Source organism: Labrys sp. WJW (genome assembly GCF_001676615.1).
Classification (GTDB): Bacteria; Pseudomonadota; Alphaproteobacteria; order Rhizobiales; family Labraceae; genus Labrys; species Labrys sedimenti.
Genome location: NZ_LYXZ01000087.1, coordinates 1 through 25,531 on the forward strand (window position 1 = coordinate 1; position 25,531 = coordinate 25,531).

General features: G+C 64.8%; 22 protein-coding genes. 11 read left to right on the forward strand and 11 right to left on the reverse strand.

Going from position 1 to position 25,531, the window contains the following annotated elements; translation table 11 throughout:
• Positions 1-235 precede the first annotated feature (235 nt).
• The 3 genes from infB (at position 236) to truB (ending at position 4,400) form a co-directional block, all read left to right on the forward strand.
• Positions 236-2,902, forward strand: a complete 2,667-nt coding sequence (gene infB, locus BA190_RS33655; RefSeq protein WP_371260454.1) for a translation initiation factor IF-2 — start codon at positions 236-238, stop codon at positions 2,900-2,902.
• 155 nt (positions 2,903-3,057) lie between these two features.
• Positions 3,058-3,483, forward strand: a complete 426-nt coding sequence (gene rbfA / locus BA190_RS33660; protein WP_068299125.1) for a 30S ribosome-binding factor RbfA — start codon at positions 3,058-3,060, stop codon at positions 3,481-3,483.
• Entirely contained in the window at positions 3,480-4,400 is a 921-nt protein-coding gene (truB, locus tag BA190_RS33665) for a tRNA pseudouridine(55) synthase TruB (RefSeq protein ID WP_068299127.1), read from the forward strand. The genes rbfA and truB overlap by 4 nt, the downstream gene beginning before the upstream one ends.
• Before the next feature lie 142 nt (positions 4,401-4,542).
• Here the strand turns inward: truB and BA190_RS33670 are convergent, their stop codons facing one another.
• The gene (locus BA190_RS33670) at positions 4,543-5,859 is read right to left on the reverse strand and encodes a cyclopropane-fatty-acyl-phospholipid synthase family protein (RefSeq protein WP_068299130.1); all 1,317 of its coding nucleotides are present in this window, start codon (positions 5,857-5,859) and stop codon (positions 4,543-4,545) included.
• Positions 5,860-6,085: 226 nt separating this feature from the next.
• Positions 6,086-7,012 (reverse strand): LysR family transcriptional regulator, encoded by a 927-nt coding sequence (locus tag BA190_RS33675; RefSeq protein ID WP_068299133.1) that lies wholly within the window; start codon positions 7,010-7,012, stop codon positions 6,086-6,088.
• Between the two features lie 93 nt (positions 7,013-7,105).
• Between BA190_RS33675 and BA190_RS33680 the strand changes: the two genes are divergently transcribed.
• Entirely contained in the window at positions 7,106-7,897 is a 792-nt protein-coding gene (locus BA190_RS33680; RefSeq protein ID WP_068299136.1) for an NAD(P)H-dependent oxidoreductase, read from the forward strand.
• A gap of 21 nt (positions 7,898-7,918) precedes the next feature.
• Here BA190_RS33680 and BA190_RS33685 read toward each other — a convergent pair whose 3' ends face one another.
• The 3 genes from BA190_RS33685 to ppk2 form a co-directional block, all read right to left on the reverse strand.
• Positions 7,919-8,836, reverse strand: coding sequence for a cation diffusion facilitator family transporter (locus tag BA190_RS33685; RefSeq protein ID WP_068299139.1), 918 nt, complete (start codon positions 8,834-8,836; stop codon positions 7,919-7,921).
• Positions 8,837-8,963: 127 nt separating this feature from the next.
• Positions 8,964-9,203 (reverse strand): DUF2934 domain-containing protein, encoded by a 240-nt coding sequence (locus BA190_RS33690; protein ID WP_082980245.1) that lies wholly within the window; start codon positions 9,201-9,203, stop codon positions 8,964-8,966.
• A 249-nt stretch (positions 9,204-9,452) separates the two neighbouring features.
• Positions 9,453-10,346 (reverse strand): polyphosphate kinase 2, encoded by an 894-nt coding sequence (gene ppk2 / locus BA190_RS33695; protein WP_082980246.1) that lies wholly within the window; start codon positions 10,344-10,346, stop codon positions 9,453-9,455.
• A gap of 199 nt (positions 10,347-10,545) precedes the next feature.
• Between ppk2 and BA190_RS33700 the strand changes: the two genes are divergently transcribed.
• The 7 genes from BA190_RS33700 (at position 10,546) to phoB (ending at position 17,494) form a co-directional block, all read left to right on the forward strand.
• Positions 10,546-11,865, forward strand: coding sequence for an ATP-binding protein (locus BA190_RS33700; RefSeq protein WP_245315039.1), 1,320 nt, complete (start codon positions 10,546-10,548; stop codon positions 11,863-11,865).
• A gap of 357 nt (positions 11,866-12,222) precedes the next feature.
• Entirely contained in the window at positions 12,223-13,269 is a 1,047-nt protein-coding gene (pstS, locus tag BA190_RS33705; protein ID WP_068299150.1) for a phosphate ABC transporter substrate-binding protein PstS, read from the forward strand.
• 73 nt (positions 13,270-13,342) lie between these two features.
• Positions 13,343-14,347 carry a phosphate ABC transporter permease subunit PstC gene (gene pstC / locus BA190_RS33710; protein ID WP_156771826.1) on the forward strand — a complete coding sequence of 335 codons (1,005 nt, stop codon included), beginning with the start codon at positions 13,343-13,345 and terminating at the stop codon, positions 14,345-14,347.
• 11 nt (positions 14,348-14,358) lie between these two features.
• Positions 14,359-15,201: a phosphate ABC transporter permease PstA gene (pstA, locus tag BA190_RS33715; RefSeq protein WP_068299153.1), complete on the forward strand. Its 843-nt coding sequence runs from the start codon at positions 14,359-14,361 to the stop codon at positions 15,199-15,201.
• Positions 15,198-16,025: a phosphate ABC transporter ATP-binding protein PstB gene (gene pstB, locus BA190_RS33720; RefSeq protein ID WP_202908575.1), complete on the forward strand. Its 828-nt coding sequence runs from the start codon at positions 15,198-15,200 to the stop codon at positions 16,023-16,025. Before pstA ends, pstB begins: the two co-directional genes overlap by 4 nt.
• A gap of 34 nt (positions 16,026-16,059) precedes the next feature.
• A complete protein-coding gene (phoU, locus tag BA190_RS33725; protein ID WP_068299159.1) occupies positions 16,060-16,779 on the forward strand; it encodes a phosphate signaling complex protein PhoU in 720 nt (239 codons plus the stop codon).
• A gap of 13 nt (positions 16,780-16,792) precedes the next feature.
• Positions 16,793-17,494: a phosphate regulon transcriptional regulator PhoB gene (phoB, locus tag BA190_RS33730; protein ID WP_068299173.1), complete on the forward strand. Its 702-nt coding sequence runs from the start codon at positions 16,793-16,795 to the stop codon at positions 17,492-17,494.
• Positions 17,495-17,742: 248 nt separating this feature from the next.
• On the opposite strand, the gene BA190_RS33735 is transcribed toward phoB, so the two are convergent.
• From BA190_RS33735 to BA190_RS33760, 6 genes are all read right to left on the reverse strand, one after another.
• Entirely contained in the window at positions 17,743-19,005 is a 1,263-nt protein-coding gene (locus BA190_RS33735) for an RNA polymerase sigma factor (RefSeq protein WP_245315040.1), read from the reverse strand.
• The gene (locus BA190_RS33740) at positions 19,002-19,358 is read right to left on the reverse strand and encodes a YciI family protein (protein WP_068299176.1); all 357 of its coding nucleotides are present in this window, start codon (positions 19,356-19,358) and stop codon (positions 19,002-19,004) included. The genes BA190_RS33735 and BA190_RS33740 overlap by 4 nt, the downstream gene beginning before the upstream one ends.
• 85 nt (positions 19,359-19,443) lie before the next feature.
• Positions 19,444-20,394 carry an aldo/keto reductase gene (locus tag BA190_RS33745; protein ID WP_068299177.1) on the reverse strand — a complete coding sequence of 317 codons (951 nt, stop codon included), beginning with the start codon at positions 20,392-20,394 and terminating at the stop codon, positions 19,444-19,446.
• Positions 20,395-20,475: 81 nt separating this feature from the next.
• A complete protein-coding gene (locus BA190_RS33750; protein ID WP_068299180.1) occupies positions 20,476-20,922 on the reverse strand; it encodes an Rrf2 family transcriptional regulator in 447 nt (148 codons plus the stop codon).
• Positions 20,923-21,105: 183 nt separating this feature from the next.
• Complete coding sequence (locus tag BA190_RS33755; protein ID WP_068299182.1) at positions 21,106-21,432, reverse strand: RNA-binding S4 domain-containing protein; 327 nt, start codon at positions 21,430-21,432, stop codon at positions 21,106-21,108.
• Positions 21,433-21,514: 82 nt separating this feature from the next.
• Positions 21,515-25,012 (reverse strand): helicase-related protein, encoded by a 3,498-nt coding sequence (locus tag BA190_RS33760; protein ID WP_068299185.1) that lies wholly within the window; start codon positions 25,010-25,012, stop codon positions 21,515-21,517.
• Between the last annotated feature and the right edge of the window lie 519 nt (positions 25,013-25,531).

Below are 25,531 nucleotides of genomic sequence, written 5' to 3' on the forward strand. Positions count from 1 at the left end.
CGCCCCGCGTCCCGCGGCCCAGGCTCCGGCTCCGGCAGCAGCGCCCCCGGCGGCTCCCCGCCCCGCGGCTCCCGCCGCTGCCGCTCCCTCCGCACCGCGTCCGGCTGCACCGGGACGTCCGGGTGGTCCCCAGCAGGGCGGACGCCCCGGCCAATCGATGGGAGGTCGCCCCCAGGGGCAGCGTCCGAACCGTCCGGGTGCCGGCATGGTTCTGCGCACGCTCTCCAGCGAGGAAATGGATGCCCGCACCCGCGTGCTGGCGGAAGCCCGTGTTCGCGAGGCCGAGGAGCGCAAGCGCGCAGCCGAGGAAGCCGTGCGCCGTGCGGCCGAGGAAGCTCGTCGCGAGGAAGAGCGCAAGGCTGCTGAAATCCGCAAGCGCGAAGAAGAAGAGCGTCATCGCCGCGAGGAAGAAACCCGCCGCCATGGCGAGGCCGAGGCACGACGCCATCTTGGCGATGCCGCACCGGCGCCCCGTGAAGGGGCAGCACCGGCCCGGCCCAGTGGCTATGGCGACCGGCGCGAAGGCTCCGGCGACCGGCGTCCGCCGCGCGAAGGCGGTTCCGGCTTCGGTGACCGGCGTCCCCGTGAAGGCGGCGCAGGACCGGCTGGTGAACGTCGCGGTCCGCCGCGCGAAGGGGGTTCCGGCTTCGGCGAGCGCCGTGGTCCGCCGCGCGAGGGTGGTGGTTTCGGCGAACGCCGTGGTCCGCCGCGTGAAGGCGGCACCGGCTTCGGTGAGCGTCGTGGCCCGCCGCGCGAAGGTGGTTCGGGCTTCGGCGATCGCCGCCCCGGCGGTGGCTTCGGTGCCAATCGTGGTGCCACTGCCTTTACGCCTTCGGAGCCGGCCATCACGCCGCCGGCCGGCCGCAATGTCGGCGGACCGGTCCGCACCCGCGCGGTTGCCGATGACGACGATAGCGGTCGCGGTGTGCGCCGTGGTCCCGGCGGTCCCGGGCGCGGCAATGCCGCCCCCCCGCGCCGTGAGGCGACCCCGCGCACGACCGAGCAGAAGGGCCGCGGCCGTCTGACCGTGACCAGCGCGACCGGGGACGAGGACGAACGCACGCGTTCGGTCGCTTCCTTCCGCCGCCGCACCCAGCGCATGACCGGCCATCGCCATGTCGAGGCCAAGGAAAAGATCATGCGCGAGGTGGTGATTCCGGAAGCGATCACCATTCAGGAACTCGCCAACCGCATGTCGGAACGCGCGGTCGACGTCATTCGCCTGCTGATGAAGCAGGGCGAAATGAAGAAGATCAACGACGTTATCGACGGCGATACCGCACAGCTGATCGTGGAAGAGCTCGGCCATACGGCCAAGCGCGTCTCGGAAGCCGACGTCGAGGAAGGCCTGTTCGCCGAAGCCGACATCGACGATCATCTCGAGCCGCGCCCACCGGTGGTGACCATCATGGGCCATGTCGACCACGGCAAGACCTCGTTGCTGGATGCCATCCGCTCGGCCAATGTCGTCTCCGGCGAAGCCGGCGGCATCACCCAGCATATCGGCGCCTATCAGGTGACCTCGCCGCTCGGCGGCAAGATCACCTTCATCGACACGCCCGGCCACGCCGCCTTCACTGCCATGCGCGCCCGCGGCGCCAAGGTGACGGATATCGTGGTGCTGGTGGTGGCGGCCGATGACGGCGTCATGCCGCAGACGGTGGAAGCCATCAATCACGCGACCGCCGCCAAGGTGCCGCTGATCGTGGCGATCAACAAGATCGACAAGCCCGACGCCAAGCCGGAACGCGTGCGCACCGAACTGTTGCAGCACAACATCCAGGTGGAATCGATGGGCGGCGAAACCATCGAGGTCGACGTTTCGGCCAAGCAGCGTACCAATCTCGACAAGCTGTTGGAAATGATCCAGCTGCAGGCCGAAATTCTCAACCTGCAGGCCAACCCCGATCGTCCGGCCGAAGGTTCGGTGATCGAAGCCAAGCTCGATCGCGGCCGGGGTCCGGTTGCCACCGTGCTGGTGCAGCGCGGTACGCTCAAGGTCGGTGACATCGTCGTCGCCGGTGCCGAGTGGGGCCGCGTGCGCGCTCTGGTCAACGATCTGGGCGCCACGCTTCCGCAAGCCGGCCCGTCCCTGCCGGTCGAGGTGCTCGGCTTCAACGGCACACCGGAAGCGGGTGACCGCGTTGCGGTGGTCGAGAGCGAAGCGCGAGCCCGCGAGATCACCGAATATCGTACGCGTCAGAAGCGCGAGAATACCGCGGCACGCCTTGGCGCCGGTCGTGGCACGCTCGCCGACATGATGGCGGCGGTGAAGGCCGGGTCGGGTGCCCGTGAACTGCCGCTGGTCGTCAAGGCCGACGTGCAGGGTTCGCTGGAAGCCATCATCGGTGCCCTCGACAAGGTGGGCAATGACGAGGTGAAGGCTCGCGTCATCCATTCGGGTGTCGGCGGCATCACCGAGTCGGACATCACTTTGGCCGAGGCCTCGGGCGCTGCCGTGATCGGCTTCAATGTGCGTGCGCACAAGGAAGCCCGCGAGGCGGCCGAGCGTACCGGCACCGAGATCCGCTACTACAACATCATCTACAACCTCGTGGATGACGTGAAGGGCGTGCTCTCCGGCCTGCTGGCGCCGACCCTGCGCGAAGAGTTCCTCGGCAATGCCCAGATCCTCGAGGTGTTCAACATCACGAAGGTCGGCAAGGTCGCGGGTTGCCGCGTCACCGATGGCCATGTCGAGCGTGGCGCCAATGTCCGCCTCATCCGCGACAATGTCGTCATCCACGAAGGCAAGCTCTCCACGCTCAAGCGCTTCAAGGACGAGGTCAAGGAAGTCCAGGTCGGCCAGGAATGCGGCATGGCCTTCGAGAACTACCAGGACATGCGCTCGGGCGACGTCATCGAGTGCTACCGCGTCGAGGAAATCAAGCGTACGCTCTGATCGATCTCGGCAGAAAGTCGCGCAATGGCCGGGTGCAAGCCCGGCCATTGCTGTTTTATGGAGCGCGGACATCCTGTCCGCTCTTGTTTCGGACAGCGCTCCAGCCCATGAAAAGAAAAGAGCGGACAGGATGTCCGCGCTCCCAGAAGAACACCATGCCCCGTCTTACCCCCTCCTCTTCCAAAGCCCCGTCGCAGCGGCAATTGCGTGTCGCGGAACTGATCCGCCACGCCATCGCCGATATCCTGCAGCGCGGCGAGATCATGGATCCCGTGCTCGAAGGCAAGGTCATCACCGTGCCGGAAGTCAGGATGTCGCCCGATCTCAAGGTCGCAACCGTCTATGTGATGCCGCTGGGCGGCGGGGATGGCGAGGCCGTGATCAAGGCCCTGGCCTCCCATGCCAAATATCTGCGCGGCCTGATCGCACGGCGCGTGACCATGAAATATGCGCCTAATTTCCGCTTCATGATCGACACGACCTTCGACTACGCCTCCAAGGTCGACACCCTCCTGCGCCAGCCGGAAGTCAGCCGTGATCTCGAACAGAAACTGCCGGGCCAGGAGGAGGACGAGGAATGAGTGCTCCCCGTTCCACCCGCGTCGAGGTCAATGGCTGGATCATCCTCGACAAACCCGTCGGCATGACCTCGACCCAGGGCGTCTCGGTGGTCAAGCGCGTGTTCAACGCCAAGAAGGCCGGCCATGCCGGCACGCTCGATCCCCTGGCCTCCGGCATCCTGCCCATCGCGCTGGGCGAAGCCACCAAGACCGTTCCCTATGTCATGGACGGCCGCAAGGTCTACCGCTTCACCGTGGCCTGGGGGGTGGAGACCAATACCGATGACACCGAGGGCGGCCCGGTGGCGACCTCCGACGCCAGGCCCGAAAGGGCCGAGGTCGAGGCCCTGCTGCCACGCTATACCGGCGTGATCAGCCAGGTTCCCCCCCGTTTTTCCGCCATCAAGATCGATGGCGAGCGGGCCTATGACCTGGCGCGTGAGGGCGAGGAAGTCGAACTCGAGGCCCGCAACATCGAGGTGCACGCCCTGCGCATCGTGGAATACAGCCGCGAGGCCACCACGTTCGAGGCCGAGTGCGGCAAGGGCACCTATGTACGGGCGCTCGCCCGCGACATGGGCCGGGATCTTGGCTGCTACGGCCACGTCACGGCCCTGCGCCGGGCAGTGGTCGGCACCTTTGACGAGCAGGATGCCGTGACGCCGGACGAACTGCGCGCCATGAAGGAAGGCGCCGCCGATCTGCCGCCGCTGGCGGAAGCCCTGCTGCCGGTCGAAACCGCCCTCGAGGCTTTGCCGACCCTGGTGGTTTCCCAGCACGATGCCGGCCGCCTTGCTCGCGGCCAGGGCGTGATCCTGCGCGGACGCGACGCGCCGGTCTTCGAAGGCGTGGCGGCGGTGATGTCCGGCGGCACGCTGGTGGCCCTCGCCGAACTCGATAGCGGCGAATTGCTGCCCAAGCGCATCTTCAGATTATAGAGCGCCGTGCCAAAAGGCGGACACCGGTTTTTGGCAAAGACGACGGGGCAACAGCGCCCTGCGGCATCGGGCCCGGTTCCTGAACCGAGTTCGGTGCTTTCCTGTCTCGCGGGCCGGTTCATTTACGACAGACCGAGGAACTTCAGGCTTCCTGAAACCACTCCGCCCTTCGCAGGGGCAGGATCGATGGACCATGGATGCGCCGGGTTGCCACGGTCTGGAACACATTGATACCGCCGCGCTGGAAGCTGATGCAGCACATCGACAAATAGAGCAGCCATAGCCTCGTGCGTTCCCAGCCGACCATGGCACTGGCCTTCTCCCGGTTCGCCCAGAGATTGTCGACCCAGTGCTTGAGGGTCAGGTAAAAATGCATGCGCATCGGCTCGATATCATGGATTTCGAAGCCATGCCGCTCGAGATTGGTCGCGGTCATGCCGATGTGGTCCATCTCGCCGCCCGGGAAAATATAGCGGCGGATGACTCTCATATAGGCCGTTTCCCGGCCGAACTTGGACATGTCGAACAAGGCACGCCGAACGCTGGCCTGGTGGAGATAGCGGCCATCGGGGGTCATCAGGTCACGCATGTGGATGAAATGGCGGTCGTGATTCTTCAGCCCCACATGCTCGAACATCTCGATCTGCGCGACCGCATCGAACTGACCTGATGGCTCGATGTTGCGATAATCGCGCAATTCCACCTTGACCTTGTCTCCCAGTCCCTCTCGTTCGACTTTCGCGTGGCAGAATTCCAGCTGGCGCTGCGCCAGGGTCACGCCATAGGCCGTGACGCCGTAATGCCTGGCGGCATGACAGACCAACCCTCCCCAGCCGCAACCGATGTCGAGCAATCGGTCACCGGGTTTCAATTGAAGCTTCTGGCAGATACGGTCGAGCTTGGTCCTCTGGGCATCTTCGAGCGAGGATTCCGGGCTCGGGAAATAGGCCGCCGAATACACCATCTCGGGATCCAGGAACAATTGATAGAACTCGTTCGAGACGTCGTAATGGAACTGGATCAGCTCCTTGTCGTCCCGCCCCTTGGCATAGTGCATCGGAACCGAGCCACCGAAGCTGGGCAGTGGAGCTGCCTTGGCCATCCGGCCGAAGAGGAATGGCGTGGCAAACCTCAACAGCTTCATTTTGGGGAATGACCGGCCCGTGGCGAGTGCCTTGCTGTGATTCCAGCGTGCCGCCGCCTGGAGCGGGCTTCCACCGACAATGTCGACCTCCTGTTCGGCGTATAGCTCGAACAGCGTCATCAGCCTCGGGCGCGTCAACATCCGGCGTATCGCCTCGGGCGAGCGCAACACGAAGCGGATGTCGTCTCTGGCGCGAGGCCCGAGCGGCAGAACTTCGCCGTTCCACAATTCGAGGCTGAGATCCGCTCCAAGCTTGTCGGCGACCTCCCCGACGAGCCGACGCGTAACTGCAAGACGCTTTTCTTCTAGATTCATGGACGCCGCTTCAGGGGTTGGGAGGCCTGCCTGCACTCACCCCACTCGGCGTGAAGGCAATGCAGCGACGCGTCCCGAATCGACCGGCTCGGGCAAACGTCTCTCCATCTCCCTTTTGACAGGTTTAATATTACCTGCAACCCAGAGGTGCATCACCCCGCGGTCACAAGGAGCAGGAACGATGCGAGGCTGAGGCGCGCGGCTGTAGCGTCAGGGGCGACAGTCCTCAGGGCACCTTGGCATCGATGCCCGGCAGCCGGGCGATCGCGCCGGCGAGAAATTCGATCAGCAGCCTCACACGCGCAATCCCGGCGCGTTCGGGCACGATCAGCATGTTCAAAGGTGTCGGCAGCGGCGCATATTCAGGCAGGATCGGCTCCAGCCGCCCCTGCTCCAGGAGATCGTCGACCAGCCAGACATGGGTCGGGCCGAAGCCGCGGCCGGCAGCAAACGCCTCGCGCGCCGCAAGTCCGTGATCGACCTGCAGGCGGCCGCCGAAGGGTATGGCATGGCGGCTTCCGTCCGGCCCCTCGAGAATGAGCGTCTCGCTGCCCGCAATGTTCGACATGCGTATGCCCTCGAGCCCGCCCAGGTCTTCCGGCGTCTCCGGCCGGCCGTGTCGGGCCAGAAAGCCTGGAGCCGCCACGAGGATCCGCCGGCTGCGACCCAGCGATCGCCTCTTCATGGAGCTCTCGTCCAGCGGGCCGAGCCGTAGCGCCAGGTCGACGCCTTCCCGGACGAGATCGATTCGCTCATCCGTGAGGCTGAATTCGACCCTGATGTCGGGGTGACGATCCTGGAAGGCGAAGAGCAGGCGGGCAATATGCCGAACACCGAGGGCCGCCGTGCAGGACAGGCGGACCGTGCCAGCATGCTCGCCCTGCCCCTGTCGCGCCTCGTCGCCGGCCTGTTCGACGAGGCGCAGGATCTGGACGGCATGCGCATAGTAGCGGCTGCCTTCCTCGGTGAGCGAGACACGCCGCGTCGTGCGGCTGAGAAGAGCCACGCCCAGCGCATCCTCGAGCTCGCTCAGGTGCCGCGTGACGCTGGACTGGCCGATGTTCAGCTCGCGCGCGACCGCGGAGAAATTTCCACGCTCGGCGACGCGAACAAAACTGCGCATGCGTTCCAAAGTGACGTCCGATTTATCCATTATCCGGCACAATGTTATGCATTCTCTCGATGTAGCGGATTATATGGAGCTTCCCTAGCTTTGAGGAATGATTTCTCATTCCTGGAAGCACCCATGAAAGTCCTGCTTGTCTTCGCGCATCCCGAACCCCGTTCGCTCAACGCAAGGCTCCGCGACGTCGCCATCGCCGAACTCGAGGCCCAAGGCCACGAAGTTCGTCTGTCCGATCTCTATGCCGACAAATGGAAATCCGAAGTCGACCAAGCCGATTTTCCAGCGCTGGAAGCCGACACCCGGCTGATGCCGGTGCAAGCCTCCAAGAAGGCCTTCGAGGCCGGCACCTTGACCGACGACGTCAAGGCCGAGATCGAGAAGCTGCTCTGGGCCGATGTCCTCATCCTGCAATTCCCCCTCTGGTGGTTCACCATGCCGGCCATCCTCAAGGGCTGGGTCGACCGCGTCTTCGCCTATGGTTTCGCCTATGGCGTGGGGGAGCACAGCGAGCAGCGCTGGGGGGATCGGTATGGCGAGGGGACCTTGGCCGGCAAGCGCGCGATGCTGATCGTCACGGCCGGAGGCTGGGAAGAACATTACACGCCGCGCGGCATCAACGGCCCGATTGACGACCTCTTGTTCCCGATCCATCACGGTATTCTCTATTATCCCGGCTACGACGTGCTGCCGCCCTTCGTGGCCTATCGCGCCGATGGCCTGAAGGAAGCGGGTTTCGAGCCCCTGGCCGAGCGCCTGCGTGACAGAATGCGAACGCTGCCGTCGACATTGCCCATCCCCTACCGGCGCCAGAATGCCGGCGACTACCTGATTCCGACCATGCAATTGCGAGCCGGGCTCGAAACGCCGGGCGAAACCGGCTTCTCGCTGCATCGGCGCGTGCCGCTCGGCTGAGCCGGCGAGCCCGGCTAGCCGTTACAGCCTGGTTTCGCCCTCGGCCTCACGCAACGCCCGATCCTCGGTCTGGATGGTGACATGGCCGATGCCGAACTCGTGCCCGACGAGTTCGCGTGCCGCCACCAGGACCTCGCGTGCCCGCGCCATGTCGGCCAGCACCAGATGGCCGCTCATGGCGTCGAGCCCTGAGGTGATCGTCCACACATGCAAATCATGCACGGCGGCCACGCCGGGAATTTCGGCCAGCTTCTTCTCGAGCAAAGCGAGATCAACCTCCGGCGGCGTGCCTTCCATCAGGATGTGCACCGCCTGCCTCAGCAGGATCCAGGTGCGCGGCACGATGAACAGACCGATCCCCGCGCCAATGATGGGATCGACCAGCGTCCAGCCCGTCAGCATCACCACGAGGGCGGCCAGGATGACGCCGAGGGAGCCGAGCATGTCCGACAGCACCTCGAAATAGGCCCCCTTGACATTGATGCTCTGCGAGGAACCGCTGGACAGCAGCTTCATGCTGATCAGATTGACCACCAGCCCCGCCACGGCCACCGCCAGCATCGGGCCACCGAGAATCTCGGGCGGATTGCGGAAGCGCTCATAGGCTTCATAGAGTATGTAGACAGTCAGCAGCAGCAGCACGACGGCATTGGTCAGCGCAGACAAGACCTCCATGCGCACATAGCCATAGGTCTTCTGCGGCGTGGCGGGCCGTTCGGCGAAGCGGATGGCGATCAGGGCCAGGGCCAGGCCGCCGGCATCCGTCAGCATATGCGCGGCGTCCGCCAGCAAAGCGAGGCTGCCGGTCCATAACCCGCCGATAATCTCCGCCGCCATGAAGGCCGAGGTCAAGGCGAGGGCGGCCAGCAGGCTGCCTTTATGACGGCCAGCCGCCGTCTCTCCGCGCGAGATCGTTCCATGCGCGTGCCCTTGTGCCATCCATACCCCCTTGCATTTGCCGCGACCCGTATTCGGGGTGCAGGGAAGCATAACTTCTCTAGCCGCTAGAGAAGCAAGGCACAAAGGCCATGGCCGATGCGAATGCCCGGCAAGCCGTCGATACAGGTCAATGCTTGCGGGCTTTGGGCTTGGCGGCGGCGGGAGCTGCCTTTTCCTCGGGCTCCCCCTTCTCATTGAGCTCGTGCACGTCATAGAAGCGGGAGGTCAGCGTCGATTTTGCCTCCTCGCCGACGATGAACTTCTTGGCCATCTCCCAGTGGCGAAGATCGCTGCCTTCCGGACAGCCTTCGCGCAGCCAGATCTCATAGGCCTTCATTCGAATGCGCTGTTCGGTCGTGTGTGGCATTGCTGCGCTCCCTCGTCGCGTTGTACGGAGCGGCGCCGCTCGGACACTGGACCGAGTCATGGCACGACATTCGCCCAATCCGCGATCGGCCGGCCGCCATGGAGGAAACGTGCAGGTACGCGCCTGGTTCCCGGTGCAGGCAAGGATTGCCGCTCCGCTCCCTCGCGAGCTGAAGCGGGATCGCATCCGCGGATGGACCATCGGCAAGGATGCCGGGCGGAAGATCGGCCCACCCGCGTTGCGAGCGTCTCAGACCTCCCCGCCATTGGCGAGAAAACGCTCCGCGCTCAGGACGATCTTGCTATCCTGCCCGCCCACCAGCTTCTCGTCCTTGTCGGGATAGGGCAGGTCGGCCAGCACGGCACGGATAGCGGCCAGGCGGGTGCGCAGCTTGTCATTGGCCTTGATGATGGTCCAGGGCGTGTCGACCGTGTCGGTCGCCTCCAGCATGCGGTCATAGGCCTGAGAATAGTCATCCCATTTGCCCACCGCCTGGTGGTCGATCGGCGAAAGCTTCCACTGCTTGAGCGGATCGGCATAGCGCGCATGCAGGCGCTTGAGCTGCATGGCCTGGCCGATAGTGAGGAAGAGCTTGAACAGCCGGACGCCGTCACGCACCAGCATCGCCTCGAATTGCGGCGCTTCGTGCAGGAATTTGTCGGTTTGTTCCGGCGTGCAAAACCCCATCACCGGCTCGACGCCGCCGCGATTATACCAGGAGCGGTCGAAGATCGCGATCTCGCCCTTGGTCGGCAATTGGCTGACATAGCGCTGGAAATACCACTGTCCCTGCTCGGTGGGCGTCGGTTTCGACAAGGCGACCACGCGCGCATCCCGAGGGCTCAGATGCTGCGTGAAGCGATGGATGGCACCGCCCTTTCCCGCCGTGTCCCGCCCCTCGAACACCACGACCACGCGCTCGCCCTGCTCCTTGACCCAGGTCTGCGCCTTGAGGAGTTCGATCTGCAAAGCGCGCAGATCCCGTTCATAGGTCTTGGATTTCAGCTTTTCCTTGTGCGGGTAGTTGCCCGATCGGAAAGCTGCCTCGTCGATCTCCGGAGGCAGGTCGAGATCATCGAGACGAAATCCGGCAATCGCCCTCTTCAGTGCTTCGTCCGTCTGCTTACCCGCCTTCTTTGTCATGGAACCTCTCCAAATCCGCGCGATCGTCGTGAAACTGTCATCGCTCTGTCTACATTGCCAGCATGAACGATTTCCACAATGCCTAGAGCAAAGCGCGTTCCGGCAGAAACACCCTTTGCCCTGGCTCTCTGGTTGGACGCGTCCTTGCGATTCGAGACCGATCCGTCAAATCGCAAGACGCTTTGGATGGAAAGCCGCAATGTCGATGGTGATGGAACGCTCCTGGCTCTTGACGAAATTGGCCTGGAGCGGTGTAGCTGATCCGGTGGGCTCGAACCGAAACATCCTGAACCGCATCTGGAGTCGCCGTTGGCTCGTGCTCTCGATCGCGGTCCTGCTGGCCGCTCTCGTGCTGTGGGACGGCGCCAATCCCTGGCATGGGCTGCTCATCTTCGCCATGATCGTCGCCGCGACGGGCACCATTCCCTCGACCGGCGGCCATGACGGCAGCATCCAGCCCGCTCTTCCCGAAGGCGGCGGCAAGCCTTCCTTCGACGACCTGGTGATGGCCATTCCGGATCCGGTGATCGTGCTCGATTCGGCGCTTGCGGTTCGCTATTTCAACCGCCGCGCCCGCGACATCGTGCCGAATCTGCGCATCTCCGAAGCGCTGACCTATGCGCTGCGCGTGCCGGAACTGGTCGATGCCATCCGCTCCGCCCTCGACACCGGGGCCAGCCGACAGATCGAATATTCCGAACGTGTGCCGATCGATCGCGTCATCGAGGCTCAGATCTCCACCATTGCGGGCGAGAACGGGCGCACGGCCTTCGTGGTGATCGTGCTGCGCGACGTTACCCAGCGCCACCGCGTCGAACAGATGCGGGTCGATTTCGTCGCCAATGCCAGCCACGAACTGCGCACGCCGCTCGCCTCCCTGCTGGGCTTCGTCGAAACCCTGCAGGGCCCGGCACGCAACGACGCCGCCGCGCGCGAAAAATTTCTCGACATCATGCGGTCCCAGGCCAATCGCATGTCCCGGCTGATCGACGACCTCCTGTCGCTCTCGCGCATCGAGCTCAACGCCCATGTGCAGCCCGACAAGCCGGTCGAGCTCGGTGCCGTTGTCGGCCATGTCGCCGATACGCTCGGCCCCCTCGCCCAGGACCGCAGCGTCACGCTCAGCGTCGACAAGCGCGTCCCGACGCTCGAAGTGCGGGGCGAGCGAGACGAGTTGATCCGTGTCTTCGAGAATCTGGTGGAAAACGCCATCAAATACGGCGCCTCCGGCGGCAAGGTCGAAGTTACCCTCGATTCGTTGCCCAAGCCGCAAGGCAAGGGTCGCGAGGCGGTGGTGACGGTGCGCGACTACGGCCCGGGCATCGAGGCCGAGCATGTGCCGCGCCTGACCGAACGCTTCTACCGGGTGGACGCTGCCAAGTCCCGCGAGAAGGGCGGCACCGGCCTCGGGCTCGCCATCGTCAAGCACATCGTGGCGCGCCACCGTGGCCGCCTCGGCATCGAGAGCGTACCGGGTGAAAGCACGGTTTTCTCGGTCCGGATCGACCAGATCGATTGAGACGGCGAGGCATTTTCAAGGACTGCCGGTCCCTTTTGGCGATTGCCGCCAAACACTTGATTTGGTGTCGAAAATCACCGGGCACACCGGCAGAAATCCTCGAATCTGGCATGATGACGAAGGCTGCGGGCGTCGTCACAGGGGTTTGACGGTTTTTAACAATGGCGTCACCGCCTTTTCGGCCAAACCAACAAAATACAATCAACTCATTGAATTATAATGGTTTTATTTGTCATAAAACGATAGCCTAACTGTCATAGAACCGTTGCTGCCGGCTTGTTAGGAGTCGCGCCGTAGACAGGGTTGCCGACCGGTAAACGGTCGTAGCGCCTGTCCAGAGAACAACGGAGATAGACCGTGAAGCTTTCCTTCCTCGCGCTCGCCGCTTCGGTAGCCCTGTCCAGCACGATCGCCGCGACCGCCGCCTTCGCTGCCGACATCACCGGCGCCGGTGGCACCTTCCCCGCCCCGGTCTACAATGCCTGGGGTAGCGATTTCAAAGCCAAGACCGGCACTGCGCTGAACTATCAGGCAATCGGTTCGGGCGGCGGCCAGACCCAGATCACCAACCGCACCGTCGATTTCGGCGCTTCCGATGCTCCGATGGCCACCGACAAGCTGACCGCTGCCAAGCTGCTGCAGTTCCCGACCGTGATCGGCGCCATCGTGCCGATCGTGAACATCGAGGGTGTGTCCGCCGACCAGCTGACGCTGACCGGCGCGATCATCGCCGACATCTACCAGGGCAAGATCACCAAGTGGAACGATCCGAAGATCGCCGAGCTCAACAAGGATGTGAAGCTCCCCGATCTCGACATCGCCCCGGTCTACCGCGCCGACGGCTCGGGCACGACCTATGTCTTCACGTCCTATCTTTCGGCCGTGAGCCCCGACTGGAAGAGCAATATCGGCGCCGCCACCTCGGTGCAATGGGCGACCGGCTCGGGGGCCAAGGGCAATGACGGTGTCGCCGGCGCCGTGAAGAACACCCAGGGCGCCATCGGCTATGTCGAATATGTCTATGCCGCCAACAACAGCTTGACCACCACGCAGCTGCAGAACAAGGACGGCAAGGTCGTCAAGCCGACCGTTCCCGCGTTCCAGGCCGCGGCCTCCAAGGCCGACTGGAAGGGTGCCAAGGACTTCGCCGTCTCCATGATCGACGTCGGCGGCGAGACCTCCTGGCCGATCGTTTCCACCACTTTCATCCTGCTGCCGAAGGATCCCAAGGACGCCAAGCAGTCGGCCGAAGTCATGAAGTTCTTCGACTGGGCCTACAAGGATGGCGCCGCGACGGCCGAGAAGCTGCACTACATCCCGCTGCCCAAGGAAGTGATCGATACCGTTCGCACCGCCTGGAAGAGCGAAGTGAAGGCTGCCGACGGCAAGGCCGTCTACGAATAAGCTGAAAACCCGGCCCGGCGCAGTTCTGCGCCGGGTCATCCTCTTTGATCGAATCACAGGCTGGAATATCGCCATGAGCGCCGTAGCCGACTCCTCGCTGGACGCATCCAACTCGGCCGCAAAGGTCGCGCAGGGTTCTCCCTCGCCCGGGGCCAAGACGGTTCCTGGCGCCAACCTGGATCCCATCTTCAAGGCCGCCCTCTATGGTTGCGGTTCCCTCGTGCTGATCCTGCTCTGCTCGATCGTCGTGCTGCTCTTCTATGGCGGCTGGCCGGCGCTGGCCCATTTCGGGCCGAGCTTCTACTGGTCCACCGCCTGGAACCCCGTCACCGAGAAATTCGGCGCCGGCGTCATGATCTACGGCACGCTGTTCACCGGCATTCTCGCTTTGATCATTGCCTTGCCGATGTCCTTCGGCATCGCTTTCTTCCTCACGGAGATCGCACCCCAGAGCGTGCGGCGGCCGATCGGCATCGCCATCCAGCTCCTGGCGGCCGTGCCCTCGATCATCTTCGGCATGTGGGGCTCGCTGATCGTGGCGCCGATCCTGGCCCAGACGATCTATCCGCCGATCATCTCCATCTTCTCGCACGTGCCGGTGCTCGGCTATCTGTTCAAAGGCCCCACCAACGGCGCCGGCATGCTCACGGCCGGCATCATCCTGGCCCTGATGATCATTCCCTTCATCACCGCGATGTTCGTCGAGATCCTCGAAGCCGTGCCCGCCATGCTGAAGGAATCGGCCTATGGCGTCGGCGCCACCACCTATGAGGTCTTCCGCAACGTCTCGGTGCCCTATGGCCGCACGGCCCTGGTCGGCGCCGTCATGCTCGGCTTCGGCCGCGCTTTGGGCGAGACGATGGCGGTGACCTTCGTGATCGGCAACGCCAACCGAATATCGGCATCGCTGTTCTCCTCGGGCGCGACCATCGCCTCCACCATCGCCAACGAATTCCCGGACGCACCGGCCGGCTCGCTGCGCAGCCAGTCGCTGCTGGAGCTGGGCTTCGTCCTCTTCGTGATTTCCTTCATCGTGCTTGCGATCTCCCGCATGCTCGTGCGCACCAACGCCAAGTAAGGGAGGGCATCATGGCCAATCTCGCCCAAGGCAGCGCCCGTCTCGCCCGCCGCCGCGCCCTCGACTATGCCTACAAGGTCGTCTCCATCAGCTTTGCCGCTATCTCCCTGCTGGCGCTGGCCTGGATCCTGTTCACGCTGCTGCGTGAGGGGCTGCCCTCGCTGACCATGGACCTCTTCACCAAGGACATGGCCGATGGCGGCCTGCGCAACGCCATCGTCGGCTCTCTGGTCATGGTGCTGCTCGCCCTCCTGATCGGTGCGCCGATCGGCATCATGGCCGGCACCTTCCTCGCCGAGGCTGGCCGCGGCAGCAAATTCGCCGATGCGGTGCGCTTCATCAACGACATTCTGCTCTCCGCGCCGTCCATCCTGATCGGCCTGTTCGTCTACCAGATGATCGTGGTGGCCACGGGCGGCTTCTCCGGCTGGGCCGGCGTGATCGCCCTCGCCATCATCATCCTGCCGGTGGTCGTGCGCACCACCGAGGACATGCTGGCCCTGGTGCCGACCAGCCTGCGTGAAGCCGCCTTTGCCCTGGGATCGCCGATGTGGAAGGTGATTACCTTCGTCACGTGGCGCTCGGCCCGTACCGGTATCGTCACCGGTATCCTGCTGGCCCTGGCCCGCGCCGCCGGCGAGACGGCACCGCTGCTGCTCACAGCCTTCGGCAATTCCAACTGGTCGCTCAACCTCGGCAACGCTTTTGCCAGCTTGCCGGCTGCCATCTACCAGCTCGCGCCCTATCCCGACCCCAAGGCCGTCTCGGTGGCCTGGAGCGGCGCCCTCCTCATCACCGCCGGCGTGTTGGCGCTCAATATCCTGACCCGCTTCGTGCTCGCTCCCAAGAAATGAGTGCTCCCATGTCCGCTACCCCCCAAGCCTCCATCGCGGTTGCCGAACGCCCCCTCGCCGATCCAGCCGCCGCCGTGAAGCTCAAGGTCGAGAATCTCGACTTCTTCTATGGTGAGAAGCATGCCCTCAAGGGCATCAATCTCGACATGATCGACCGGCAGGTCACCGCCATGATCGGTCCCTCCGGCTGCGGCAAGTCGACCCTGCTGCGCGTGCTCAACCGCATGTACGACCTCTATCCGGGGCAGACCGCCAAGGGCCGCGTGCTGCTCGACGGCCAGAACGTCATCGGCAAGGAAATCGATCCGGCCGTGCTGCGCGCCCGCATCGGCATGGTGTTCCAGAAGCCGACGCCCTTCCCGATGTCGATCTATGACAACATCGCCTTCGGCGTGCGCCTGCATGAGTCGATCTCCAAGGCGGAGATGGACCAGCGCGTCGAGTGGTGCCTGACCAAGGCTGCCTTGTGGAACGAGGTCAAGGACCGCCTGCACGCTTCGGCGCTCGGCATGTCCGGCGGCCAGCAGCAGCGCCTGTGCATCGCCCGCACCATCGCGGTGAAGCCCGAAGTCGTGCTGCTGGACGAGCCGACCTCCGCGCTCGATCCGATCTCGACCGCCAAGATCGAGGAACTGATCGACGAATTGAAGCGGGACTTCACCATCGTCATCGTCACGCACAATATGCAGCAGGCGGCGCGCTGCGCGGATGTGACGGCCTTCTTCTATCTGGGCGACCTCATCGAGGTCGGCCAGACCAACAAGATGTTCACCACCCCGAACGACAGCCGTACGCAGGACTACATCACCGGCCGCTTCGGCTGATTCCCGGCCAGCGTCGAATTCATTTGGAGGCGGCATGTCCGACCATATCGTTACATCCTTCGACCAGGAACTGCGCGAACTGCGCAACATGATCGCCGAAATGGGTGGCTACGCCGAAAAGAGCGTGGCCGACAGCGTCGAAGCCCTGCTCAAGCGTGACACCCAGCGCGCCAAGGCGGTGATCGATCTCGATGCGGCGATCGACAAGCTGCAGCGCCAGGTCGAGGACCGGGCCATCCTGATCATCGCCAAGCGCCAGCCGTTGGCGCTCGACCTGCGCGAGATCGTCTCGGCCCTGCGGGTGGCCAACGACCTCGAGCGGATCGGCGACCTCGGCAAGAACGTCGCCAAGCGCGTGGTGGCCATCCACAGCCACGCCCAGCCGGCCCAGCTCTTCGGCGGTTTCGATCACATGGCCGACCTGGTACTCGAGCAGCTCAAGCAGGTACTCGATGCCTTCGCCCAGCGCAACGTCGAGGAAGCGCTCTCGGTCTGGCGCTCGGACGGCGAGATCGATGCGATGTATACCTCGTTGTTCCGCGAATTGCTGACCTACATGATGGAAGATCCGCGCAATATCGGCTTCTGCACCCATCTGCTGTTCTGCGCCAAGAACATCGAGCGCATCGGCGACCACGCTACCAACATCGCCGAGACGGTGCACTATTTGGTCACCGGTGAATCGCCGGCCGGCGAGCGGCCCAAGGCGGACAACAGCACCGATCTCGTCGACCTTCCTGTGCCGGCTAAATAACAAGGGATAGGCCATGCCTCCCAAGGTTCTGATCGTCGAGGACGAAGAAGCCCTGACTCTGCTGCTGCGCTACAATCTCGAAGCCGAAGGCTATGAGGTCGATAGCGTCGCACGCGGAGACGATGCCGAGATCCGGCTGCGCGAAAGCGTGCCGGACCTCGTCCTGCTCGACTGGATGTTGCCGGGCCTGTCCGGCATCGAATTGTGCCGGCGCATCCGCATGCGGCCGGAAACCGAGCGCCTGCCGGTGATCATGCTCACGGCGCGCGGCGAGGAAACCGAACGCGTGCGTGGCCTAGCCACGGGCGCCGACGACTATGTCGTCAAGCCCTTCTCCGTGCCCGAACTCTCGGCCCGCGTGCGTGCCTTGCTGCGTCGGGCCAAGCCCGATCACGTCGCCTCCCTGCTCAAGGCCGGCGACATCTCGCTCGACCGGGAGACCAAGCGTGTCCATCGCGGCAATCGCGAGATCCGCCTCGGCCCGACCGAGTTCCGCCTGCTCGAATTCCTGATGCAGGCACCGGGGCGGGTGTTCGCGCGCGAGCAGTTGCTCGACAGCGTCTGGGGCCGCGACGTCTATATCGACGAGCGCACGGTCGACGTGCATGTCGGCCGCCTGCGCAAGGCGATGAATCGCACCCGCGAGATCGATCCGATCCGCACCGTGCGTGGCGCCGGTTATTCCTTCGACGAGACCTTCGCCAAGCAATCCTGAGGGCGGTTTGCGGGCATTGCCCGCCTGCTTCCTTTCGCCAAGGCTGCGCGACGTAGTGAGTAATACCAGCACGCTTTGAGTTCGACTCATCAACGTCATTGCGAGCGAAGCGAAGCAATCCAAGAGCCCCGAACTCCAGGCCTGCGAGTTCCTGGATTGCTTCGCTTCGCTCGCAATGACGGGTCGGGGATTGCGCGAGTTGGTGTAGGGGTGAGCACCAGTGTCTGACCAGCTCCCTCGCTGCGCAATCACGCCCCCAGATCCGCCAGGCGTCCCTGCAGATAGCGGCGGATGGCCGGATCGCTCTCCAGGCCGATCGCCCGCGAATAGGCATTGCGGGCCTCTTCCGGTTTCGCGGCCCGCGCCAGCAAGTCGGCACGCGCTGCCCAATAGGGCTGGTAATCGATGATGCGTCCGTCGCCGGCGACCTCGTCGAGCGCGTCCAGACCAGCCTGCGGCCCCGCAAGGCGGCCCAGCGCCACGGCCCGGTTGATGGCGGCCACCGGAGAAGCGGTCAGCAGGACCAGGGCTTCATACAGCGTGACGATCGCGGCCCAGTCCGTCGTCGCGCAGATGCGTCGATGAGCATGGGCCGATTGCAGCGCGGCTTCCAGCTGATAGCGGCCGATCTGGCGGACCTGGCCGGCCCGGGCAAGCAAGCCCTCGGCCTCCTCGATCAGGCCGGCATCCCAGAGCGCGGTATCCTGCTGCTCCAGCGGAATATAATCGCCACCCGGGCCGCGGCGTGCCGCTCGCCGCGCTTCGGCGTGCAGCATCAGCGCCAGCAGTCCCAGCACTTCCGGCTCGCCGGGCAGGAGCGAAGCCAGCAGCCGGCCGAGCCAGATACCTTCCGCCGACAGATTGCGCTCGCGGGCGTGAGCCCCTTCCGGATCGGCCCAGCCCTCGGCATAGACGGCGTAGACGGCCTCCAGCACCGCATCGAGACGGCCGGGCAGCTCGTCGGGCTCCGGGATGCGGAAGGGAATGCCGGCCTGCTTGATCTTGGCCTTGGCCCGCACCAGCCTCTGGCCCATCGCCGTGGGCGAGACCAGGAAGGCGCTGGCGATCGCGCCGGCATCGAACCCCAATATCACCTGCAGGATCAGGGGCGCACGCACGGAAGCATCGAGAGAGGGATGGGCGCAGGCGAACATCAGGCGCAGGCGCTCGTCGGGCACGGCATGCCGCTCGCCCTGCTCCGAGGCGAGGACCTCGACATGGCGGCTGACCTCGTCCGCCTTTTCGCCGCGCAGCCTGGCGCGGCGGGCCGCATCGATCTGGCGGCGGCGGGCCGCGGTCAGCAGCCAGGCCTCGGGATTGGCGGGCACGCCGCCCGCCGGCCAATGTTCCAAGGCTGCCGCGAAGGCGTCGGCCAGGGCGTCCTCCGCCCCCGCAATGTCGCCCGAGCGTGCCGCAAGAAGCGCGACGAGACGGCCATAGCTGCGTCGCGCCACGACTTCGGCAAGGTCGGCAGCGGGGGCCGAAGACACCGGCTCGGCCCGCTTGCTCAATAGTCCTTCGCGTCCCATATCGGCCGGACCTCGATGGTCCCGATGGCCGCGCTCGGGCAGCGCGCCGCCCAGCCGATCGCGGCATCCAGGTCCGGCACGTCGATGATGTAGAAGCCGCCGAGCTGCTCGCGGGTGTCGGCAAAGGGACCGTTGAGCACCTGGGTCTTGCCGTCGGCGATACGCACGGTGGTGGCCGAAGCCGTCGGACGCAAGCGGCTCCACGGTCCCAGGCTGCCGGACGACTGGAGAGCCTGCGTGTAGGCTTGGTAGGCGGCCAGGATCTGCTGCTTGTTGGCGGGATCCGCCTTCAGCATGGCTTCTTCGTTGCTGTAGATCAGAATTGCGAACTGCATGGGTTCCTCCTGTCTCTGCCGGCGCATGATGCGCCGGCATGACAATGACGCGCCATCCCGTTCGCTTTCGACAGCGGCAGGAAAATTATGCGCTTGCCTTGGTGAGCTGCTCGATCTCGGCCGATCCGAGATTGAGCTCGGTCGCCTTGATCAGGTCGGCGAGCTGCTCGACGCTGGTGGCGCTGGCGATCGGAGCGACGATGCCGGGCCTTGCGATCAGCCAGGCGATGGCAATCTGGGCCGGCGTAGCGTTCTTGGCCTCGGCCACCGCATCGAGGGCGGCAAGGATGCGCAGGCCGCGCTCGTTGAGGTAATTGCCCATGTCGCCGCCGCGGGCATTGCTCTTGGCGAAATCGGCTTCGCTGCGATATTTGCCGGACAGGAAGCCCTTGGCCAACGAAAAATAGCTGGTCACGCCGATCTCGTTCTTGAGACAGAAAGCCTCGAGTTCGCGCTCATAACCGGAACGATCATAGAGATTATATTGCGTCTGCAGATTCTCGAAGCGCGGCCACATCTCCTTGGTGCTGATCGCCAGCGCCTTGAACATGGTGTTGGCGCTATGATTGGAATTGCCGATCACCCGGACCTTGCCGTCCTTGACCAGCTCGGCATAGATGCCCAGCGTCTCCTCGAGCTCGACTTCCGGATCCTCCCAGTGGGAGAGATAGAGATCGATATAGTCGGTCTGCAGGCGCTTGAGCGAATCCTCCACCGCCTGGACGATGTAGGCACGCGACAGGCCCTTCTTGCCCGGCCCCATTTCCGAGCCGACCTTGGTGGTGATCACGATCTCGGAGCGATTGCCGCGAGCCTTCATCCATTTGCCGATGATGGCCTCGGATTCGCCGCCCTGATTGCCGGGAACCCAGGCTGAATAGACATCGGCAGTGTCGATCAGGTTGAAGCCACCCCCGACGAAAGCATCGAGGACGGCGAAGGAGGCTTTCTCATCCGCGCTCCAGCCGAAGACATTGCCACCCAGGCCAAGCGGAGCAACCGACAGATCCGACCGTCCAATCGCACGTTTTTCCATGAATGCTCTCCATATTCATGACAACAAATAGGCCGTCCGGCACATGAGCGTGCCGGTTCGGGCTCAAGGGCCGCAGGGAGTTCAAATCGAATAGGTCAGCTCTTGTTCCCCGCCCCCTGCCTGACGCATCTCTTCCACCGACATGTTGTCGAGCAGGTTGGAAGAGAGGTCCCGCACACGCCGCATCAAAAGGCGTACGGTGCAACCTGGAACATCCGGGCAGTCGAGGCAAGGCTGATAAGCGGTATGGCTGGCGCAGGCGATCGGCGCGAGCGGACCGTCGAGAACCCGGATGGCATTGCCGACACTGATCTGGCTGGCCTCGCGCGCCAGCATGTAGCCACCGCCCTTGCCTTTCTTGGAGCGTACGATGCCGGCCACGCGCAACTCGCCCAGGATCGCGTCGAGAAACTTTTTGGGAATGCGGTTGGCTTCGGCGATTTCCTGGCTTTGCGCCGTCTCGCCGGCCGGCAGGCTGGCGAGGTGCGCCAGCGCCTTGAGACCATATTTGCCCTTGTTCGTCAGCATTGACCGATTCGCTCCACGCAGGACAAAGTCCATCCTATCTATCACGAATATAGGGATTATGGACCGAATCGGTAAGGGCCATTGCTAGGAAGGTGGCAGCGGCCCCCCCCTCTCCCCTTGCGGGAGAAGGTCCCGGCAGGGGGATGAGGGGAGCCGCGCAGACACACGTGAACTCGCCGCCGGCTATCCGGCATCACTTTGCTCGGACCCCGCCGGCGGCCGGCCCGGCGGTTCGGGCGACAGGTCCTCATAGAGCGTCTGGGCCTCGCTCGCCGGGCCGCGTCGATCGCCAAGGGCGAGGACGCGATAGACCCGCACGGTACGCTCCAAGGCGATGGTGAGGACGTCCCCCGCCTTGACGGCCTTGGCCGGGGTATCCGTGCGCATACCGTTGAGGCGGACATGACCGTCCGCCACCAATTTGGCGGCCAGAGAGCGTGTCTTCACCACGCGTGCATGCCAGAGCCATTTGTCGATCCGAAGACGATCCTGGCTTCCGGCCTGGCTCATAAGTCAGGTTCCCTAGAGCAAAACGCGTTCAGACGCGTCTTTGCGATTCGGGCGACTCCGTCAAATCGCAAAACGCTATGGATCAGGTCTTGTCCGACTTGCCGCCCTGCATCTGCTCCTTGAGGGCAAGCAGCTTGGCGAAGGGCGAATTCGGATCCGGTGCACGATTGGAGTCGCGTCCTCCCTGCGGCTTGGAGTCGCTCGACCAGTTGCGCGGGCGGTCGCCGCCCCGCTCCTGCCGGTCGGGCCGCGGGCCACGATCGGGGCGCGGGCCACGGTCGGGACGGGCATCCGCCCGGGGCCGCCCACCTTCACCGCCCTGCTTGCGCTCGCCGGAGCCCCTGTCCTCCCGCGGACGGCCATTGCCGCGATCGTCGCGGCGCGGCCGGTCGAAGCGGTTGGGCCGCTCGCCCTGCCGGGCCTCCGCACCTTCGGCGGGAGCTGCGCCTTCCGCCGGAGCCGGTCGGCCACGGCGGAAGCCGCCGCCTGCCTCTGGCTTGCGTTCGGCGCCGGGCTGGCGGTTGCCATGCTGAGGACGGCCATGGTGATGCGGGCGCTGATGCCGCTCGAAGCGCGCCGGACGCCAGACCTCGATCTCCGGCACTTCCTCGGCCACCGCCTCGGCGGCGGGCGTCTCGGAGGAGGTTTCGGCCGTGGTCGCAGCCTCGGCACCTTCGATGCTCTCGCTCGCTTGCGCGGGCTCTTCAGAAGCCGCAACCTCGGTTCCGGTCGTTTCCTCGGCCGGGGCTTCGGAGACCTGAGCCTCCTCGGCCTGGACCGGCTCGGATTGGACCTGCTCGGATTGAGCTTCCTTGGTTTGAGCTTCCTCGGCCAGGGCCTCCGCGATCTGCGCTTCCTCGGTCGGAGCCTCGGTGCTGGGCACATCGTCGGCCGGCGCGTCGCTCACCGCCTCTCCGGCAGCCTCGGCGACTTCCTGGAAGCTGTGCTCATGCGGCGGCGAGCCGATCGCCTCCATGGCATCGATCTCGGCGGGCGTCGGGGCGGCGTCCTGGTTCGATTCGGCAGCCTCAGCACCGTCCGCTGTCTCGGACGCGGCGGCCTCGACAGGCGCGGCCGGCTCGGTCGGCGCCGGCAGCCGGATTTCCTGGGTGATCGCCGGGCCCTTGCGCTTGTCCGAACGATAGCCCAGGCCTCGCAGGATCGAGGCGAAATCCTCGCCCGAGCAGCCGACCAGCGAGGTCATCTGCACGGTGGCGACGAAACCGTCGCCATCGGCCGTACCGGCCGGCGGCTGGCCCACCGTGGTGCCGGGGCGATAGGCGATCGCCGGGCGAATGAGGTCGGCGAGGCGTTCGAGAATGTCGACGCGCACCGCCCGCTCGCCGCAGACGCGATAGCCGACCAGGCGATAGAGGCCCTTGTCGATGGTCTTGTCGGCCGGCATGGAGGTCCGGCCCGAGGCCGCCAGATGCGGGATCTCGTCGAGCCCCTTCTGGTCGAGGCCGCCATGGGTGAGAGCCCACAACTGCGCGGCGAGGGCACGGGGTGCCGGCTTCATCAGCATCGGCAGATAGATGTGATAAGCGCCGAAGCGCACGCCATGCTTGCGCAGCGAGGCACGCTGATTCTGGTCGAGCTGCTTGAGGTCCTCGGCCACCTTCGAGCGATCGAGCACGCCCAATGCCTCGACGAGCTGGAAGGCGATGCCCTTGGCCAGGCCCTGCAGGTCCTCGGCCTTGTCGAGCAGCAGCAATGGCCCGAGCAGGCGCGTGATGTGGTTGCCGATCCAGATGTCGAGGCGCGTCTGCACGGAATCGCGCGCAGGCCCGGTCAGCTGCTCATCCGCCAGCAGGCGGATGCGCGGCGCCAGCGGCTTCTCCCCGCCGATGAGCTTGGCAACCGGCTCGCCGATCCAGCGCACGGTGCCATCCGCCGCCAGGGCGAATTCGGTATCGGGCGCCTGCGCGAATTTCTGGGCCCGCGCCTCGATCTCGCCTGCCAGAGCCTTGGCCGCGGCGGCTCGCAAGGCGCGGCCGCTTTCACCGTCACCGGCACTCGGGTCGGGCGCGAATTGGAAACCCTGCAGTGTTCCGACATGCTGTCCTTCGACAATCACATCGCCGGTTTTGGTAATTTCAGTCTCAAGCATGGCGTTTTCTCTAAGGCGCCGCATCAGCACGCTGGTGCGACGGTCGACAAAGCGTTGGGCAAGACGTTCGTGCAATGCGTCGGAGAGCTTATCCTCCACACTGCGTGTCACACCTTGCCAATGAGCGGGGTCTTTCAGCCAGTCAAGCCGATTTGCCGCAAAAGTCCAGGTTCGGATATGGGCGATACGGGTTGAAAGCGTATCGATGTCGCCGTCGGTCCGATCCGACATGGCAACCTGACGGGCGAACCAGTCGTCCGGGACCTTACCCTCCCGCATCAAAAATCCATAGAGATTCGTGATGATGTCGGCATGGGAATGAGGGGAAATCTTGCGATAATCGGGCAGCCCGGCCACTTCCCACAGCCGAGCCACCGCCTGCGGCCCCTTGGCGAGGCGCTTGACCTCCTCGTCGCGGGCGAGGATGGAGAGGGCTCGGATGTCGTCGGCATCAGGTGCCCGGGTCAGCCCCGCCTCTTCCGGCGTGGCGGACAGCGAGGCCTGCAGCGCCTCCAGCGAGGCGAAGTTCAGGGCCGGGTTGCGCCACTGCAGCACTTTCACGCTGTCGAAGCTATGACCTTCGATGGCTTCCACCAGTTCCGGCTCGAACGGTTCGCAGCGTCCGGTCGAACCGAAGGTGCCGTCGCGGACATGGCGCCCGGCGCGCCCGGCGATCTGGCCGAATTCGGCCGGCGTCAGGCGGCGAAACTGATAGCCGTCGAATTTGCGGTCGCCGGCGAAGGCGACATGGTCGACGTCGAGATTGAGGCCCATGCCGATGGCGTCGGTGGCGACCAGGAAATCGACGTCGCCGTTCTGGTACATCGCCACCTGGGCGTTGCGGGTGCGCGGCGACAACGCACCCAGCACCACGGCGGCACCGCCGCGCTGGCGGCGGATCAGTTCGGCGATGGCATAGACCTCGTCGGCCGAGAAGGCGACGATGGCGGTTCGCCTCGGCAGGCGGGTCAGCTTGCGGTCGCCGGCGAACAGGAGATGGGACAGCCGCGGCCGGGTCACGACATTGACGCCCGGAATCAGCTTCTCGACGATCGGCTTCATCGTCGCCGAGCCGAGCAGCAGCGTCTCATGCGTGCCGCGGCGATTGAGCAGCCGGTCGGTGAAGACGTGCCCGCGCTCGAGATCGGCGGCGATCTGGATCTCGTCGAGCGCCACGAACGGTACTTCCAAGTCGCGCGGCATGGCTTCCGCCGTCGCCACCCAGTAGCGGGCCTTGTCGGGCTTGATCTTCTCCTCGCCGGTCACGAGCGCCACGAACTCGGCGCCCACCCGCTCGACCAGCTTGTTGTAGACCTCGCGCGCCAGCAGGCGCAGCGGCAGGCCGATGATACCGGCGCCATGGCCGAGCAGGCGCTCGATGGCCAGATAGGTCTTGCCGGTATTGGTCGGCCCCAGCACCGCTGTGACGCCGCGTGCGCGCACGGATGGAGGCAGGATGGGAGGCAGCATCAAGGTCGGCGGTCTTTCGGGCGTCATTTCGCAGAGCAAAGCGCGTTTCGGCGGCAACGCTTCCTGGCTCTAACTCCTTGTTTCGACACGTCCTTGCGATTCGACCAGCTTCAGTCAAATCACAAGACGCCTTGAGGGAAGCCGGAGCGTCCCGAATTCGCCAGACACCCAATGCCCCGCGACGTCAAGGAAATACGACCTTTGCGCGTATTTCCTGCATTCTGGTACCAGACACATGTCATTCTGTCTCGCCGTGAAACGCAAATATGGGCGTGGACGGCCGAAATTTAACCCCCCGAACGAGACTGGAACGGAAAGCGCCCGAATCACTGCCCGGGCGAAATTCCCGCTCCGTTCAGCCATTGCCGGATGGGCATGGCGTGATCGGCGCCCCCCTCAGCCTCAACAGGGTTAAGGGCGAGCTTGGCCGACACCGGCAATGCGAGGAACGCGTTCCCATTTTGGGCCAGGCTTTCGGCGTTTCATGGTGAGCCATTAATGCCAGGAACGGCCTTTGAA